Annotated in this window: 14 protein-coding genes; 7 read left to right on the forward strand and 7 right to left on the reverse strand. The window is 73.5% G+C overall.

The annotated features are described in order from the left end of the window. Positions 1-218: 218 nt before the first annotated feature. Together WMF26_RS31835 and WMF26_RS31840 are read right to left on the reverse strand one after the other, a co-directional pair. Positions 219-368 (reverse strand): hypothetical protein, encoded by a 150-nt coding sequence (locus WMF26_RS31835; protein WP_437995767.1) that lies wholly within the window; start codon positions 366-368, stop codon positions 219-221. Between the two features lie 7 nt (positions 369-375). Continuing rightward, positions 376-1,590, reverse strand: a complete 1,215-nt coding sequence (locus tag WMF26_RS31840; protein ID WP_437995768.1) for an FAD-dependent monooxygenase — start codon at positions 1,588-1,590, stop codon at positions 376-378. A 194-nt stretch (positions 1,591-1,784) separates the two neighbouring features. On the opposite strand from WMF26_RS31840, the gene WMF26_RS31845 reads away from it, so the two are divergent. After that, positions 1,785-2,723 (forward strand): TetR/AcrR family transcriptional regulator C-terminal domain-containing protein, encoded by a 939-nt coding sequence (locus WMF26_RS31845; RefSeq protein WP_437995769.1) that lies wholly within the window; start codon positions 1,785-1,787, stop codon positions 2,721-2,723. 47 nt (positions 2,724-2,770) lie between these two features. Here WMF26_RS31845 and WMF26_RS31850 read toward each other — a convergent pair whose 3' ends face one another. Then, positions 2,771-5,113, reverse strand: coding sequence for a hypothetical protein (locus tag WMF26_RS31850; protein ID WP_437995770.1), 2,343 nt, complete (start codon positions 5,111-5,113; stop codon positions 2,771-2,773). Between the two features lie 243 nt (positions 5,114-5,356). After that, complete coding sequence (locus WMF26_RS31855) at positions 5,357-6,016, reverse strand: glutathione S-transferase family protein (RefSeq protein WP_437995771.1); 660 nt, start codon at positions 6,014-6,016, stop codon at positions 5,357-5,359. Positions 6,017-6,108: 92 nt separating this feature from the next. Here WMF26_RS31855 and WMF26_RS31860 point away from each other — a divergent pair, with 92 nt between their 5' ends. Beyond that, the gene (locus tag WMF26_RS31860; RefSeq protein ID WP_437995772.1) at positions 6,109-6,609 is read left to right on the forward strand and encodes a winged helix-turn-helix transcriptional regulator; all 501 of its coding nucleotides are present in this window, start codon (positions 6,109-6,111) and stop codon (positions 6,607-6,609) included. Here WMF26_RS31860 and WMF26_RS31865 read toward each other — a convergent pair. Beyond that, complete coding sequence (locus WMF26_RS31865; RefSeq protein ID WP_437995773.1) at positions 6,576-6,842, reverse strand: hypothetical protein; 267 nt, start codon at positions 6,840-6,842, stop codon at positions 6,576-6,578. The two genes, WMF26_RS31860 and WMF26_RS31865, sit on opposite strands and share 34 nt — an antisense overlap. Positions 6,843-6,884: 42 nt before the next feature. Between WMF26_RS31865 and WMF26_RS31870 the strand changes: the two genes are divergently transcribed. From WMF26_RS31870 to WMF26_RS31885, 4 genes are all read left to right on the forward strand, one after another. Then, a complete protein-coding gene (locus WMF26_RS31870; protein WP_437995774.1) occupies positions 6,885-7,187 on the forward strand; it encodes a hypothetical protein in 303 nt (100 codons plus the stop codon). A gap of 223 nt (positions 7,188-7,410) precedes the next feature. After that, positions 7,411-8,964, forward strand: coding sequence for a serine/threonine protein kinase (locus tag WMF26_RS31875; RefSeq protein ID WP_437995775.1), 1,554 nt, complete (start codon positions 7,411-7,413; stop codon positions 8,962-8,964). Positions 8,965-9,440: 476 nt separating this feature from the next. Then, positions 9,441-10,802, forward strand: coding sequence for an SGNH/GDSL hydrolase family protein (locus WMF26_RS31880; protein ID WP_437995776.1), 1,362 nt, complete (start codon positions 9,441-9,443; stop codon positions 10,800-10,802). 310 nt (positions 10,803-11,112) lie between these two features. Further along, positions 11,113-11,628 carry a hypothetical protein gene (locus WMF26_RS31885; RefSeq protein WP_437995777.1) on the forward strand — a complete coding sequence of 172 codons (516 nt, stop codon included), beginning with the start codon at positions 11,113-11,115 and terminating at the stop codon, positions 11,626-11,628. Positions 11,629-11,691: 63 nt separating this feature from the next. Here WMF26_RS31885 and WMF26_RS31890 read toward each other — a convergent pair whose 3' ends face one another. Then, complete coding sequence (locus WMF26_RS31890) at positions 11,692-12,147, reverse strand: GFA family protein (RefSeq protein WP_437995778.1); 456 nt, start codon at positions 12,145-12,147, stop codon at positions 11,692-11,694. A gap of 164 nt (positions 12,148-12,311) precedes the next feature. Here WMF26_RS31890 and WMF26_RS31895 point away from each other — a divergent pair, with 164 nt between their 5' ends. Beyond that, complete coding sequence (locus tag WMF26_RS31895; protein WP_437995779.1) at positions 12,312-13,355, forward strand: helix-turn-helix transcriptional regulator; 1,044 nt, start codon at positions 12,312-12,314, stop codon at positions 13,353-13,355. 99 nt (positions 13,356-13,454) lie between these two features. On the opposite strand, the gene WMF26_RS31900 is transcribed toward WMF26_RS31895, so the two are convergent. Continuing rightward, a complete protein-coding gene (locus tag WMF26_RS31900; protein WP_437995780.1) occupies positions 13,455-16,787 on the reverse strand; it encodes a protein kinase domain-containing protein in 3,333 nt (1,110 codons plus the stop codon). Positions 16,788-16,808 lie beyond the last annotated feature (21 nt).

The following is a 16,808-nucleotide window of genomic DNA, read 5'->3' on the forward strand; positions in this document are numbered from 1 at the left end:
CCATGAAACGTTCTGGGAATGTCCGGCCTGGTGCGCGGGTTGGGGCCGGGTTGGGGAAAGAGGGCGCGCGTTCTTGCGTCAGGGTTTTGCCGGATCCCGCAAAACGCTGCGCGGGGGGGCGGCGTGGGGGATGGCGAGGCGCTGGGCCGACGCCGGCGTCGATCCATGGGCGGGGTCGTGCGGGGCGCGCGCGCCGCGTGGCGCGGAGGATGACGCTCTCACCGGAATGGCCACGGTTCGCCGGCGCGCCGCGACGCGATGCGGTCGTCGCCGGGGGCGCGCCGCCTCGGGGCGGCGACGGCCTCGTCGGCGTCGGTGGTCGCGACCCGGATGTCCACGCCGTCGCTGCTGCCGCAGGCTGCGCCCATCGCCCGGTCAAGAGCTCACGAGCGCCTGCCTCCCGGGCGCCCACCGGACTGCATACTCGGGGAGCACGAAGTCGGTCGCCGCGTCCTTCACCAGGCGCTCGAAGAGGCCAACCAACCGCGGCCCCGTGAGCACGCCATAGAGGGCGTTGCGGAGCCACAGGCCGGCGCCGGTCCGCGGGGCGAAGAACGAGCCGGCGCGCCGCGCGCCGGTCTGGCATCCCGTCGCGTAGGGGCGGAGCATCGATTCGTATCGCGCGAAGGCGGCGCCGGGATCGCCGGCGCGGGCGAGCTCGCCCGCGAGGACGTACGCGCCGACGATGGCGAGCGAGGTCCCCTGTCCGCCGAGGGTGCCGCCGTAGGCCGCGTCGCCGAGCAGCGCGACTCGCCCCCTGGAATAGCTCTCCACGTGGACGGTGGCGATCCCGTCGACGTAGAGATCGGGCGCGCGGTCGAGCGCGTCGAGGACGCGAGGCACCACCCAGGACATGCCGGCAAAGGTCTGACGGAGCGACCGCTTCAGCCCGCCGCCGTCGCGGCGCTCGGCGCGCGTCAGCGGCCCACCCGCGTGGATGAGGAGCGCGCGCGCCCCCTCCGGCGATGTCGGAAATACGCCGACCGCGCGCCCGGGGACGCTGAAGATCTGCGCCTCGCGCGCCCCATCGAGGACGTTCGGCAGCGCGAACGTCGCAATCCGATAGCCGTGATGGCGGAGGAAGCGCGACTCGTCGCCGAAGACCAGCGCGCGGACGTTCGAGTGGAGGCCGTCGGCGCCGATCACGAGATCGAACGTCGCCGGCGCGCCCCGCTCGAACTCCACCGCGACCGCGTCGCCGCGCGCCTCGATGCCGGTGATCTGATCCCCGAAGCGGTAGTCGACCGCCTGCCGCGTGCGCTCGTAAAGGATGCGCACGAGATCGCCGCGCAGGATCTCGACGTCGCCCGACGCCATCACCGCCGGCAGGGTCACGCGCGGCCTCGCGGCGGGATCGAGGAGGACGATCGCGCTCGCTCGGGTGCGGTGGGCGTGGATCGGCGCCCAGAGGTCGAGCCGCTCGAGGACGGCGCGGTGGACTGGGCCGCGAAAGTCGACCGCCTGCCCACCTTCACGGAGGGCGGGCGCGCGCTCGACGACGGTGACCGCGAAGCCGAAGCGGTCGAGACAGAGCGCGAGGGCGGGGCCGGCGATCCCTGCGCCGGAGATGAGGACATGGGGTCTGTTCATCGTGGTTCCTCCAGGACGCGTACGCTGTACCAGAATGTCCGTACACTGTGCGCATCGCCCTCGACTCCGCCACCCCCATGTGTGGTTCACGCGTCGATTTGCTGGAAATGTACTAGATCAGCGCTCGACACGCAGCTCGCTCGCGCGCAGAAGCTCATGCGTCTTCGGTCGATCTGTACTAGGACAGGCGCTCCATGGAACGAACAGGCGCCGAACCTCCGTACCGCCGCATCGCCGCCGAGCTCCGGCGTCGGATCGAATCCGGGGAGCTCCGCCCGGGCGATCGGGTTCCGTCGACCCGCGAGCTCGCGCGGGCGCACCGCGTCGCGACCGCGACCGCGGCCCACGCGCTCAAGGAGCTCGCCGACGCCGGCCTCGTCCGTGGCGTCGCGCGCGTCGGCACCGTCGTCGCGCACGTCCGCCAGCGGGCCCCGCGCGAGCACGAGCTGACGCGCGCGCGCATCGTCGAGGCCGCGATCGCGATCGCCGACGCCGAGGGGTTCGGCGCGCTGTCGCTCCGCGGGGTCGCGGCGAAGCTCGGCGCGCCGGTGATGTCGCTCTACCGCCACGTGGCGAGCAAGGAGGAGCTCGTCTCGCTCATGACCGACGCCGCGTTCGGCGAGGCGGCGCTGCCGGCGACGGTGCCGCTCGGCTGGCGGGCCCAGCTCGAGGCCTCGGCGCGCGTCCAGTGGGCCGCCTTCCGCCGGCACCCCTGGCTCGCGCGCGTCATCAACATGACCCGGCCCGAGCCGCTCCCGAACGCCATCGCGCACGCGGAGTGGATCCTCCGGGCGCTCGACGGCCACGGCCTCGACGCCGCGGAGCGGATGAAGCTCCACATCATCCTCTACGGTTTTCTCCAGGGGATCGCGACGAACCTGGAGGCCGAGGTCGACGCGACGAGCGCGACGGGGATGACGGACGACGAGTGGATGGCGGGGCGGGTCGCGCAGTTCCATGCCCTCGCGGCGTCGGGGCGCTACCCCGCGTTCGCGCGCGTCCTCGACGCGTTCGCCGGGACCGGGGGCTTCAGCCTGGACTTCGATGAGCTGTTCGCCCTCGGCTTGCGCGCCCTGCTCGACGGGTTCGCCCGCGTGATCGAGCGCGCGCCGAAGGGAGCCCGCGCTCGCTGACGCAGGCGGAGCGCGCCGCCCCCCGTCGCCCCGGGGCCCTCAAGCCCTCACCCGCCCGCCGCGTCCACCATCGCCCGCAGGAGCGGCGGCATCCTCCGCGCATCGCAAGGCGCCTTCACCGCCCTTCCCGCCACGACCGCGCTCATCTGGCACATCCCCTGTCGCGGCAGGTGATCCATCCAGTAAAGGTCGAACCTGTCCTCGTGCAGCACCCGCCGCACCATGGGCTCGAGCGGCAACATCAGCCCTTCCCGGAAGCGCGCCAGATACACAACGTTCGACAGCCGCACCGGCGAGTTCAGCCCGATGCGCCGCCGCGTCCCCGACGCGAACGGCCCGGTGTGATCGATGAACTCCACCGTCTGGAGATCGCCATAGAGATCCGGCTCGGTCTTCTCGACCGTCACCAGGGTCCACGCGCAGAGCGGCCGCTGCGCCCGCAGGAGCGCGCGGGTCATCTGCTCGAAATCGGGCAGATCCGCGGCCGCCCGCGCCTCGGTGTAGTGGCCGTGCGCGAACTGGTTGCGCTCGGCCTGCATCAGGTTCGAGAGCGTCTCGAACGTCTGGTTGTGCGACAGCTTGACGTCGAGCACCTCCCTCGCCATCGAGCCGATCGGATCGTCGCGATCCCCGAACGCCCGCGCGGCCGTGCGCGCGAGCTCGCGCCACGCGCCGAGCGCGAGGCCGTCGCGCGTGCGCGTGCGGCCGTAGAAGTCGAGCACCGCGCCCCACCCGGGCGGCGGCCCGCCCGCGCCGGCACCCCCGCCCGCGCCGCCGCCGCGCCCCGACCCGGGCGGCGCGCTGCCGCCGCTGAAGAAGGCCGACACGAGCACCGTCGCGATGAAGCGCCACGTGCCCTCGAGCACGTCGAACAGCATCTTCACCCGCTCGATCGCGCTCGACGCCCCGATCGCCGCCCGCACCCTCCCCGCGATCGGGTACGGCAGCCCGCCGCTCAGCGCCGAGAGCACCCCGTGCGGATCGCCGCACTCGCGCGCGATCTCCGCCGCCCGCGCGCCCGCGTCGGCGCCGTGCAGGAGCTCCCACGACAGCGTCCGCGCGTGCTCGACCCGGCCGTCCAGGATCGGCGGCCGAGCGTGCCAGTCGCACTGCACCGCGCTCGCCATCGCCGCCGGATCCGCCTTCCGGGGCACGCACGCGGCGACCACGCCGGGCGCGAGCGGCGCGATGAGCGCGCCGGCGCCCGCGTGGCTCGCGACGACCGCCGCGAGCTCCTGCGCGAGCGCGCCGATGACGTGCGGGCCGACGCCGGACAGCGCGCTCTGCTCCTCGATGCCGAACAGGACCGTCGCCCGGCGCCCGCTCCGCGACGCCTCGAGCACCTCGACCGGCGCGGCGAACCGCGCGCTCGCCGCGCCGTCGCGGAGCTCCGTCACGGGGGTGGACGCCCCGGGGCCGCTCCGCTCGCGCTCGGCCGCGAGCGAGGCGATGGCGTGGAGGCCGAGCTCGACCTCGCGGCCGGCGACGTCCGCCTCCCCGGCGATCGCGAAGGTGCCGCACGCGAACGGACCGAGCCCGGAGGCCTCCACGGCCTCCAGCGCGCGCCGGGCCGAGGCCGCCGCCTCCGCGGCGCCGCCCCGCACGAGCGCCACCGCGGTGCCGTCCGCGTCGCCGACCGGCAGGTCCGGCCAGAGCCGGTGCACCGCGACGAGCGCGGCCGCGGCGCGCGGGGGCGCGCCCGCCCCGATCGGCCGGAGCAGGACGAGCGCGCCCTGGCCTTTGCGCGCGAGCAGCGACGCGCACTCCTGCTCAAGGCCGGCGCGCGCGAGCAGGCCCGTCGCCGGATCGACCGCGCCGGCGGGGACCGACAGCGCGGCGTAGCGGCGGTCGAAGAACGTCGCGCGCATGCCGCCGACGCAGACGAAGGTGCCGTGCACGAGCGGCGACTCCTCCCCGCGCGCGAGGTGCCGCGCGCCGACCTGCACGGGCACGCTGCACTCCTCGCGGCGGCGCAGCCACCAGCGCACGCCGTCGTGGCGCAGCGTGGCCGCGAGCCGCGACGCGACGTCGGGGTAGACGAGCTCGTTGCGCTCGTCGCCGACTCGCTCCGCGCGGCCGAGCCGAAGCACGCCGACCGGCTCGAGCCGGAGCTCGTGGAGATAGCCGTCGCGCCCCTCGATCCGCAGCCGATCCGGCGCGGCCACCTCGCCGCGCCACAGCGAGAACCCGGGCGACTGCGTGAGCCAGAGCGTGGCGCCGCCCGCGGCGACCGAGCGCAGCTCGGCCCCCGGCGCGCCGTCGGGCGCGCTCGCCGCGGGGGGCGAGGCGCTGTCGGCGGGCGGGCGGCTATCGGCGGGCGGGAGGCTGTCCGCGGGCGGGAGGGTCGCGCCCGCCGGGAGACCCCGGCCGCTGTCTCGTGCGCCCGTCACGCGTGCCTGTCCATGAGGATGCCCAGGGGCCGCGCCGTCCGAGCGCCCGGCGGGCCCTTCGAGCGATTACCGCACCGCGCCACGGCAAATTCAACGCAAATGTGCCGCGGCACATTCCTCGAGCGCCGCCCGCCCCTCCGCCCGCTCGCCCGCATCGTCCACGGCGGCCGGCTGCATCGACTGCGATTGACGCGCTGGAGGTGCGTCGACCGCGATTTGCGCCGGCGCTCGCGGCGCGGAGCCTCAATCCCGGTCCGGCGCTCCCAGGGGGAAGAGCGGCCGGAACTGCCGCGCCTCCTCCACCGCGCGGGCGAAGGACGGGCGCGCGAGCAACCGCGCGCGGTAGGCGCGCAGCACGGGAAACGCCTCGGAGATCCGGTGCGTCCAGTCCGCGTAGAACAGCGAGGGCGCGGCCGCGCAGTCCGCCATCGTGAAGTCGGCGCCAGCGGCCCAGGTCCTGCCGGCGAGCTGCCCTTCGAGCCAGGCGTAGGCGAGCTCCAGCTTCGTCGCGGCATGGGCCAGCCCTTCCTGGCGCTTCACCGGATCACCCGTCAGCGCGCCGTCGACCGCGCGCTGCATCGGCGTCATGACGTGCAGGTCGAAGAAGCGGTCGAGAAAGCGCACGTCCAGCGCGGCCATCGGGTCCGCGGGCAGCAGGCGCGCTGGCCCGGGATGCGCGAGCTGCAGGTACTCGATGATGATGCTGGTCTCGACGACGTTGCGCTCGTCGTCCACCAGCAGCGGGAACTTGCGCAGCGGCCAGCGCTGCAGCCACTCGGCCGCGTGCTGCGGCGTGTCCGGCCCGAGGCAGCGGAACTCGAAGGGTGTGCCGTTCTCGTACAGCGCAATGAGCACCTTCTGCGTGTACGAGGAGAAGGGATGACCGTACAGCGCGAGCGACATCGTGGGACTCCTGGTTCGGGCCACTTGCAAATTGCAACTGGTCCGCACCCTACGCCTACCGCTTGCGGTTTGCAAGTACTAGTCTCAGGAGCATGGCCGTGCCGCAGACAGGACGATCCGGCTGCCCGATCAACCTGACGCTCGAACAGCTCGGCGACCGCTGGAGCCTGATCGTCATCCGCGACGTCATGTTCGGGAACAGGCGCAGCTACGGCGAGCTGCTCGCGCAGAGCGAGGAGGGCATCGCCTCGAACATCCTCGCGGACCGGCTGAAGCGCCTGACCGCGTCCGGCCTGCTGACGCGACGCTCCGATCTGAAACACCGGCAGAAGGGGATCTACAGCCTCACGGAAGCGTCGATCCAGCTCGTGCCGCTGCTCGCGCACATGGGCGCCTGGGGCCGCCGCCACACGCGCCCGAGCAAGGAGCTGTCCGTGCGCGCGGAGCTGCTGGAAAAGGGTGGCGCGCCGCTCTGGAACGCCTTCATGGACGAGCTGCGCCACCTGCATCTCGGCGCGCCGCGTCCGGCGCGCTCGGTGTTCGGCGAGCTGCAGGCCGCCTACGAGAAGGCGCTGGCGCGCCGCGCCCGCTGAGGGACGTCGAGGGGGGGGCCGCCCGCCGGCTGGCAGACCCCGAGCTTCGGCAGGCGCGTCGCCTCGGTTGCCGACATCTTCGCGGGCCCTTCGAGCTTCTGCGCGTCGGAGATGAGCGCTCGGTTCTGATCGAACAACGTCTGGCAAGCGCGCCGGTGCGACACGACGGAGCCGGCCCATTCCAGCTTCGCGTTCGTCCCGTCGATCTGGAGCTCGTAGCGCGTATCGGTCAAGCGCAGCGAACTGCCGTCGCGGGCTCGAGGAGCGGCCGCGGCGTGTGTCGGGGCGGCCACGGCGGCGTGTTCCGAGCGCGCCGGGCGAACCGCGCTCGACTCCGGTCGACGCATCACGGCTTCGACGAGCTCGCGCTGAGGGTGCATTACGACCGCGCGGCGGAGCACTTCGATACGCGGATCCAGGTGGCCCAGCACAACGCGAAGGTGGTGGTGACGAGCCGCTCTCAGCACTTCCTGTCGGACCGGCAGGTCCCGATGGCGCTGGCCCAGCGGGCGGCGCTCATCCAGGGCCACCGCCTGACGAAGCTCTTGCCGTTCACGAAAGAGCAGATTCACCGCTAGATTGGGATCGCGCACGGGCCAGAAAGCCGTGCTTGAAAGTTCGAGGGTGCTCGGCTCCTGGATTCAGGCCCTGCCTGAGCGCATCGAGTAAGCAGAGGAACCTCGACCACGGAGACACCTGAACCCGTCGAGGTCGCTGGTGGCGCGGTCAGGAGCCAACGCCGCAGGTGTGGGCGGAACGCTGTTGCGTCCGGGCGCCCGCATCCTTTACGCTATCCATGTCTTGATCGGCCAGCTCCACGACGGGAAGTACCGGATTATCCGCTTGCTCGGGCAAGGCGGGATGGGCGCGGTCTACGAGGCCGAGCACGCAGAGACCGGTGAGCACGTCGCGCTCAAGTGCATGGATGGATCCCTCCTGGTCCCGGGCAAGAGCAGCGTGGAACGCTTCCACCGCGAGGCGAAAGCCATGGGCGCCATGGACACCGAGCACATAGTCCGGGTGCTCGATTCAGGCACGGATCCGGAGACCAAAGCGCCTTATCTGGTGATGGATCTCCTGGAAGGGGAGGACCTCCAGCAGCTGCTCGATAGGATCGGGTGCCTCGAGCCCGACACCGCCCTCCGTATCGCGGCGCAGGTCTGCCTCGGCCTCCAGAAGGCTCACGAAGCGGGCGTCGTGCACCGGGACATCAAGCCTGCCAACCTCTTCCTCGCCCGGCACCGTGCGGGCGAGATCATCGTCAGGATCCTCGACTTCGGTATCGCCAAGATCAAGCGTGAGCCCCATCAGGTCGGCCCGACCACGGGCCTCACCCGCACCGGAGGGATCCTCGGCTCGCCGCTCTACATGTCGCCCGAGCAGGCCCGGGGGCTCAGCGACATCGACTACCGCACGGACATCTGGTCGCTCGGGATGGTGCTCTACCGTGCCCTCGCGGGGAAGCTCCCATACGAGCATATCGGCGGCTTCGGCGACCTGATCATCGCGATCTGCTCGCAGCCGCCGCCCTCGATCCAGGCGCTCGCGCCCTGGGTCCGAACGGAGGCGGCGTCCGTGGTGCACGGCGCGCTCCGGCTCGACACGGGCGAGCGATTCCCCACCGCGGCGGCGATGCTCGACGCACTACGATCGCTGCTGCCCGACGGCTTCGATCTGCGGGACGAGCTCCTGGTCCCCGTCAGCGTGGCGACGCGCGCAGCGGTGACGGCCCCGCTTCCGACGGTGCGCACCGCGGACGACGCGGACCGGCCGCTCGTGAGCCCCGTCGTGCGCGGGGAGCTCGGCGACGACGACACGACCATCGTCGCGGAGTCTCCCAGCCTCGGCTCCAGCACGACGGTGCACGTCGAGCCCTGGCGCCTGGTCGCCCAACACACGGACTACATCCTGGCGAGCTGGCGCCAGATCTTCTGCGTCATCTGGCGCCAGGAGACGACCGAAGAAGGAGTTCGCCGCTTCTCCGACGCGTGTAAGAAGTTCTCAAAGCAACATCCGCGCGGCATAGGGCTGCTCACCGTCATCGAGCGCGGGGCGTCGTTCCCTCCGGCACGTGTGCGCGAGGCGATTTCGGCGTTCCTCGCGGAGGCGAGCGCGTTCGTCAGATGCTCGGCAGTCGTCGTCGAAGGAGCAGGCTTCCAGGGGGCAGCGATGCGCAGCATCGTAACAGGACTCACGCTCGTAGCCCGCCAGCGATACCCGCACAGGGTGTGCGATCTGAGGAAAGCCGCGCTGATGTTCGCCGAGAGCTTGCCCGCGGCGACGGGCGTCGACGTGAGCGACGACGCTTTCAGAGCGTCGCTCGACAGGCTGCGCGAGACCGTCGGCCGCCGGTGAGCCGTCGATGCTGGATCGACTGCTGAAGAGTGACGTGCCGGCAGTCGAGATCGTTGCGCTCGTCGACGAGCTCTATGCGTCGCTGCGGTGCCATGTAACGGCGTGCCCCCCCACACGGCTCCGGGCGGTGGGCTCCGCATCGGCCTGCTGGGCCGCGTCGGACGGGCTCCCCGCAGGCCGTGCGCCGGCGGCGGCTCCCTTGATACGGGCAAGGTTCGATACAGCGTCACTTTTCCAGCGTGGAGGGGTCAAATCGCGGTACGAACGCGCTGTCCACCCGGCGCCGCTCGCCCAGCTCGGGCTTGACGCCCCCGAGGCGTTTGCCTCTCCTGCTTCCCGCGCCGGCATCCTGCCCGCCGGGCGCGCCCATGGCGACAGCTCCGACCCAGCGTGTGCAGATCCGGGCCAATGAACCTGCATCCCCCGAAACCCGGGGGAGTTTCCCGCGTTCCACGCGAACCACCGAGAGAGAACCGATGGCAGATCGACAGACACCCCACGGAGTCACCCCAGAGCGCCGCAACACCGCGCGCACCTCGCTCAAGCTGCCGGGGCCGAAGCTCGGCCGCCCGCCGCGCGCTTCCTTCCTCGCCGCGGTGGTCGCGCTGATCGCCGGCGCATGGGGCCGCCCCGCCCTGGCCGCAGACCCGGCGGCCGACGGGCGGTGGGTCTCCTCATGGCACGCCAGCGCGACGCCGGGCGGCACCTTCAACTCGCAGGATTGCCCTTCCGACGTCGGCCTCTCCGGCCAGACGGTCCGGAACATCGTCCGCCTGAGCGCCGGCGGCAGCTCGGTGCGCGTGCGGATCTCGAACGCCGGCGGCAGCGAGCCGCTCCGGGTGGGCGCGGCGTCGATCGCCGCCTCCGCGGGCGGCGCTGCCACCGTCGCCGGGTCGTCGAAGCCGCTGCGCTTCGCGGGCCAGGCCTCGATCGTCATCGCCGCCGGCGGCGAGGCGGTGAGCGACCCCGTGGCCATGAACGTGCAGGCCCTCCAGACGCTGGCGGTGAACATCCACCTGCCGGCCAAGACCGGGCCGGCCACGCAGCACTACTTCGCGGCGCAGGACAGCTTCCTCGCCGCGGGCAATCAGACGGGCGCCGGCGCCGACAAGCAGTTCACGCGGAAGATCTCGTGCTGGATGTTCCTGTCGGGCGTCGACGTCAAGGCCCCGCCGAACGTCGTCGGCACCCTGATCGCGCTCGGCGACTCGATCACCGACGGATACCTCTCGACCAAGAACACCAACCAGCGCTACCCCGACTTCCTCGCGCAGCGCCTGGCCAACCGGAAAGGTCAGACCCTCTCCGTGGTCAACGCCGGGATCATCGGGAACGAGCTGCTCACCGTCCGCCCCCAGCTCCAGTTCGGCTACCCCGTCCCGGCCCGCCTCGCGCGCGACGTGCTGACCCAGCCGGGCGCGCGCGCCGTCATCCTGCTCGCCGGCATCAACGACATCGGCGATCGCTCCGCCAAGGCCGCGGATCTGATCCCGGTCTACCAGCAGATCATCCAGGCGGCCCGCGCCGCCGGGCTGAAGATCTACGGCGGTACCCTGGTGCCGTTCGCCGGCTCGACCGGGACCTACAAGGGCGATTATGGAACCGCCAAGGGCGAGCAGGAGCGGCAGAAGCTGAACACCTGGATCCGCACGAGCGGCGCCTTCGACGGCGTGATCGACTTCGACAAGGCGGTGCGCGACCCGGCCGACCCGAGCCGGCTGCTCCCGGCCTACGACGCCGACAAGCTGCATCCGAACGACGCCGGGTACCAGGCGATGGCCAACGCGGTGAACCTCGACGCGATCATCGGCGACGTCCTCAAGGGGACCTCTCCCTGACATCGTGAGGCGGTCGCCCGGGCGCGCGCGAGCCGCCGGCCATCCCGCGAGCCCGCCGGCGCACCGGCGCCGCGAGGAGGCCCGGGAGGCTGGCTTCCGGCCGAGGAAGCGCTCAGGGCGCGGCGGCCCCCCCCGCCGCGCCCTGCGCCCCGGCGGGCGTGGGATTGCGGCTCATGTCTTGTCGGCGCAGGTCCGGCGACGGCATCCTGCGCCGATGAGGCGCCCCACCCGGATCCATGCGCTCGCTGCCGCCGCCCTCCTCGTCACGCCAGCAGCCTGCTCGGGCCAAAAGAGGGTGTGCGGACCCAGCGTGGCCACGGCGTGCGTCTGTCCCGACGCGACCCAGGGCGTACGCACCTGCGCCCCCGACGGCGCCGGCTGGGAGCCTTGCGCGTGCGCGCCGCCCGCGAGCCCCGCGCCGACGCCAGCCGCGCCGCCGTCCAGCGCGACCGCTCGCGGGACCAAGATCGCGGAGTGCAACGAGCTCATCGCGGTCATCAACCAGGGCGTGCAGAACGTCGAGAGGCGCGAGGCGGAGAGCGACGGCCAGGTAGGCTCAGGAGACCTGAGGGCGATGGCCGACGTGCTGGACAAGGCGGCGGCCGACGCGGCCCGGGTCGCGCTGACCACCCCGGAGCTCCAGCGATTCTCGGAGGAGTACCGGGCGATGGCCAAGGAGACCGCCAGAGCGACTCGCGATCTCGCGACGGCGGTGGACGCGGACGACGCCGAGGGCAGCAGCGTCGCCCAGACCGCCGTCGAGAGGGCGATCCAGAAGGAAGATCCCCTCGTCGACAGGATCAACGAGTTCTGTCAGGCGCATTGAAGAGCTGCCGCCGCGGGCGTCGGCGGCTCGAGCGGCGCGCTGCGCCGAGGAGCGCGCGTCGATTCAGGCCCTCTTCGCGGCCGTGACCGGATCCACGTACGGCGCGACGGCGAGCTGCTCCCATGTGTCGTGCAGCCCGTCGAGATACATCACCGGCACCCCGGTGAGGTCCGCGCCGTCGAGGCAGTTCAGGTTGACCGAGCAGTACTCTCCGCCGAGCTCCGGCAGGTTTCCGTGCCCGAAGACGCGGATGCCGCAGGTCTTGCAGAACCGGGCGTGACCGGCCTCCGACCGCGAGTAGTCGCCAAGGACCTCCTCGCCGGCGACGAGGCGGAAGGCGCTCGGCTTCACGATGACGCCCCACGACCTCGTCTTCGCGCAGATGGTGCAATTGCACTGCGACGTCCCGGCGCTCGGGTCGAAGTCGGCCTCGAAGCGAACCGCGCGGCAGGCGCAGCTCCCGCGGTAGGTGCCCATGCCGGGGGTCGTCGTGGTGTGCGCGGAAGCGGCGTTGCTCATGGCGGTAGCTCCAGGGGGTTTGGGGGGCGGGACGCCTCCGAGCGCCTCGCCCGCGGGATGAGAGGAAGCTACACTCAATTGCGGACAGATTCGGTCCGCGATGTCGCGCGACGATGCGCGACGTTGCGCGACGTTGCGCGACGTCGAACGATGAGGAGCGGCGCATGATCCAGACCTCCGCGCGGCTGCTGAAGCTGCTGTCGCTCCTCCAGTCCCGGCGCTTCTGGACGGGCGGGGAGCTCGCCGGCGCGCTCGAGATCACCGAGCGCAGCCTCCGGCGCGACGTGGACCGGCTCCGGAGCCTCGGGTACCCGGTGCACGCGACCCCCGGCATCGGCGGCGGCTACCAGCTCGGAGCCGGCAAGGAGCTGCCGCCGCTGCCGCTTGAGGACGACGAGGCCGTCGCCGTGGCCGTGGGGCTGCGCGCGGCGGCAACCGGCCCGGTGAGGGGGCTGGAGGAGGCGGCGGTCCGCGCGCTCGCGAAGCTCGAGCAGGTGCTCCCGAAGCGGCTCCGGCGCAAGGTGAGCGCGCTCTCGGCCGTGAGCGTGCGGCTCGGCGACGGCGGGCCCACGTTCGACGCGGACGCGCTCGCCGCGCTGGCGAACGCGTGCCGCGACGCCGAGGTCCTGCGCTTCGACTACACGAGCTACGGCGGCGCGGCGAGCGCGCGCGCCGTCGAGCCCTACCGGCTCGTGCACACGAGCCACCGCTGGTACCTCCTCGCGTACGACCTCGATCGCGCGGAGTGGCGGACGTTCCGCGTCGATCGCATCCAGGGCAGGCCGAGGGCCGGGGGGCGGTTCAAGCCGCGCCCGCTGCCCGCCGAGGACGTGGCCGCCTACGTGTCGCAGTCGGTGTCGGTCGACGCGTACCGCTTCCGCGCGCGCGCGACGGTGCACGCGCCCGCGGACGTGGCCTCGGCGCAGCTCTCCGGCACGGCGTGGCGCGTCGAGCCGCTCGGGCCGGACCGCTGCGTGGTCCACACCGGCGGCGCGACCCTCGACGCGCTCGCGTTCCACTTCGCGTTCCTGGGGTTCGAGTTCGAGGTGCACGAGCCGGAGGAGCTCGTCGACCTCCTCCGCCGCCTCTCCGAGCGCCTCGGCCGGGCCGCGGCGGCGCCGCGCGACCCGGGCGCGCGGGTGGAGCCCAATTTGCCCCAGAGTGATCCACATGAAGGCGGGAAGGCGGGAAGACCGGAAGATCATTGATCTTTTCTTCCCGCCTTCCCGCCTTCATGTTCAAATCCGGCCCCCGCCAACGCGCGCTGAGGGAGCGAGGCCCGCTCCACCCGCGCAGCGCGTTCCCGCTCAGTCCGAGAGCGCCGCCGCCACCGTCGCGTCGAGCCCGGCCTCCCGGCCCTCGGCGAGGCGCGCGTCGTGGACGGCGGCCCCGAGCGCCGCCCGCGCGGCGTCGGCGCACGCGGCGAGCGCCGGCCGCTCGATGGGCGGCACCGGCGTGCCGATGGCCTCGCGGAGCGCCGCCGCGCCGCCGAGCAGGCGGGCGCCGCGCTCCGGCTTGCCCGCCCGCACCGCCGCGCGCGCGAGCGCCTCCAGGACGCTCGCCGACCGCCAGAGATCGCCGAGCTCCCGGTGCAGCCTGAGGCTCGCCCGCAGTCGCCGCCCCGCGAGGGCGAGATCGCCGCGCTCGATCGCGACGAGGCCCAGGATGTTGCTCGTCCAGGCGATCCCCTCCTTGAACTTCACCGCCCGCGACAGGCCCTCGCTCTCCTCGCAGAGGCGGGACGCCTCGTCGAGATCCCCGCGGTAGAACGCCGCGCAGCCGAGGTAGAGCAGCGCCGTCGCGGTCCCCTCGCGATCGCCCCCGCGGCGGAGCTCGGGCAGCGCCAGGCGGCACGCGCCCTCCGCGCGCGCGGTGTCGCCCGAGAGCCACGCCGCGAACCCCGAGTAGCCGAGCGCGCGCGCCGCCTCGAGCGTGTCGCCGCGGCGCGTGGCCAGCGCCAGGCTCTCGCCGTGCAGCGAGAGCGCGCGCTCGTAGTCTCCCTGCTCGCGGGCGACGCTCCCGAGGATCTGGACCACCGAGGCGAGCCCGCGCTCGTCCCCGAGCTCGCGGTAGAGCGCCGCGCCCCGCTCGAGCAGCGCGCGCGCCTCGCGGTAGTCGCACTGGAGGAGCGCGAGCGTCCCCGCGCCCCGGAGCGCCGCGGCGACGTGCTCGGGCGCGACGCCCGCCGCGCCCGCGAGCGCCCGGGCGAGCCACGCGCGGCCCTCCTGGTAGTGCCCGTGGATGTACCAGAACCGCGAGAGCGCGGCCGCGAGGCGGACCGGCGCGCCCGCGTCGCGCGCGTCGCCCGGCTCGAGCGCGAGCTCCAGGGCGAGGCGGAGGTTGTCGTGCTCGAGCTCGAGGGCCGCGAGCCACGCGGCCTGCTCGGGCCCGCGGAGCGCCTCGGCCGCGCGCTCGGCGAGCTCCAGCGAGAGCTCCACGAAGCGCCGGTTGCACGCCGCGGCGGCGCCCTCCTCCGCGAGCCGGTCGAGGCCGTACTCGCGGAGGATCGCGAGCATCTGGAACCGGGGCTCCTCGCCCGCGACCGGGAGCAGGAGGCTCTTGTCGACGAGCGACTCGAGGATCGCGAGCGTGTCGAGCGCCGGGTCGCGGAAGGCGCACATCTGGTCCGCCATGGCCAGCGAGAACCCGCCCGCGAACACGGCGAGCGTGCGGAAGGCGAGCTGCTCCTCCGGCAGGAGGAGGCCGTAGCTCCAGTCGATGGCGGCGCGCATGGTCTGCTGGCGCTCGGGCAGATCGCGCGCGCCGCCCGTGAGCAGGCGGAACGAGCCCGCGGCGGGCGAGGCGCGGCCGGCCGCGCCGCGGTCGCGGAGGCGCGCGAGCAGCGCCGCGGGGGTGAGGACCTTGAGGCGCGACGCGGCGAGCTCGATCGCGAGCGGCAGGCCGTCGAGGCGCGCGCAGATCTCCACGACGTCGGCGACGTTGTCGGGGCCGAGCTGGAAGCCGGGCTTGATCGCGGAGGCCCGGCGGCAGAACAGGCTCACCGCGGAGCTGGCCAGCGCCGCAGAGGCGGTGATCTCGCGCGGCTCGGGCACCTCCAGCGGCGGCACGACGTAGCGCCGCTCGCCCGAGAGGTTCAGCGCGGCGCGGCTCGTCACGAGGAGCGACAGGCGCGGGCAGCTCGCGGCGAGGTGCGCGACCACCGGCCCCGCGGCGGTCAGGTGCTCGAGGTTGTCGAGCACGAGCAGGTGCCGCCGGTCGCGGAGGAAGTGCGCCACGCGCTCCAGATCCGGCCGCGCGCCGCCCTCGCCGAGGCTGAGCGCCTGCGCGATCGCCGAGGGGACGAGCGCCGGCTCGCGCAGCGACGCGAGGGGGACGAAGCAGACGCCGCCGGAGAACGCGGGGACGAGGTCCTCGGCGACCTGGAGCGCGAGCCGGGTCTTGCCGGTGCCGCCGACGCCGGTGAGGGTGAGCAGGCCGGCCTTCGGCTCGAGCAGGAGCGAGGCGATCTCGGCGCGCTCGCGGGCGCGGCCCACGAACGGCGTGCGCTGGACCGGCAGGTTGTGGCGCGGCCGCTCGGTCGCCGGAGAGCCGCCCAGCGGCGGCGAGGCGCCCAGCGGCGGCGAGGGCAGGCCGGGATCCCGTGGGTTGCTGGCGGCCTCGCGGAGCGTGCCGCCGGCGAGCGGCTCCTGGGGCGCCTCGACCGTCCCCGCGAGCTCCATCGTGTCGGTGCGGAGCATGTCCGTGGCCGCGGGGCCTCCCGGCGACCACGGCTCCCCCGCGCCGGGCGGCTCGGCGGGGGCGCCGGCCGCCGCGAGCGCGGCGCCCAGGGCGAGGCTCTGCTCGCGGACCGAAGGGAAGCGCGCGGCCGGGTCGCGGTCGCACGACCGCAGGAACCACGCGTCGAACGCGGGCGGGAGCCACCGCCAGCGCGACGACGGCGGGTAGAGCCGCATGACGAGCAGCGCCACCATCAGCTCGGCCATGCTGTTCGCGGTCCAGTAGATGTCGCCGGTCAGGAGGCGCACGGCGATGAGCCCGATCGCCCACACGTCGGCCGCGGGGCCGAGCTGGTCCGAGCGCCCGCGCGCCTGCTCGGGCGCCATGTAGATGGGCGTGCCGATGGCCGTGCCCGTCGCCGTGAGGCCGCCCGACGCGCCGAGCGCGCCGGGGTCGACCTCCTTGACCAGCCCGAGGTCGAGGATCTTCACGCGCTCCCGCCCGTCGTCGCCGATCGCGAGGAAGAGGTTCGCGGGCTTGAGGTCGCGGTGGAAGAGGCCCTGCGCGTGGGCGACCTCGAGGGCGTCGGCGACCTCGCCGAGCCAGCGCTGCACCTCGGCGGGCGAGCGCCTGCCGTGGGTGGTGACGAGGTGCTCGAGGTCGTGGCCCCGGAGCAGCTCCATCACCAGGAAGGGCGCGCCGTCGAGCTCGGGGGCGACGCCGGCGTCGAGCATGCGCACGAACCCGGGCGCGTCGAGGAGCCGCATCGCCCGGATCTCGCGCTGGAAGCGGGAGGCCGCCGCCTCGCCGGCCGACGGCGTCCGGAGCAGGACCTTCACCGCGACCCGGCCGCCTCCGTCGAGGTCATCGGCCATGTAGACCGCGCCCGCGCCGCCCCGGCCGATCTCGCTCAGGAGACGGTAGCGGCCACCGAGGACGGTCAGGCGATCTGGGGAGCGCATGGGGCGGCCGCGGTGGGGACG

The organism is Sorangium sp. So ce185 (assembly GCF_051526825.1).
Lineage (GTDB): Bacteria > Myxococcota_A > Polyangia > Polyangiales > Polyangiaceae > Sorangium > Sorangium cellulosum_D.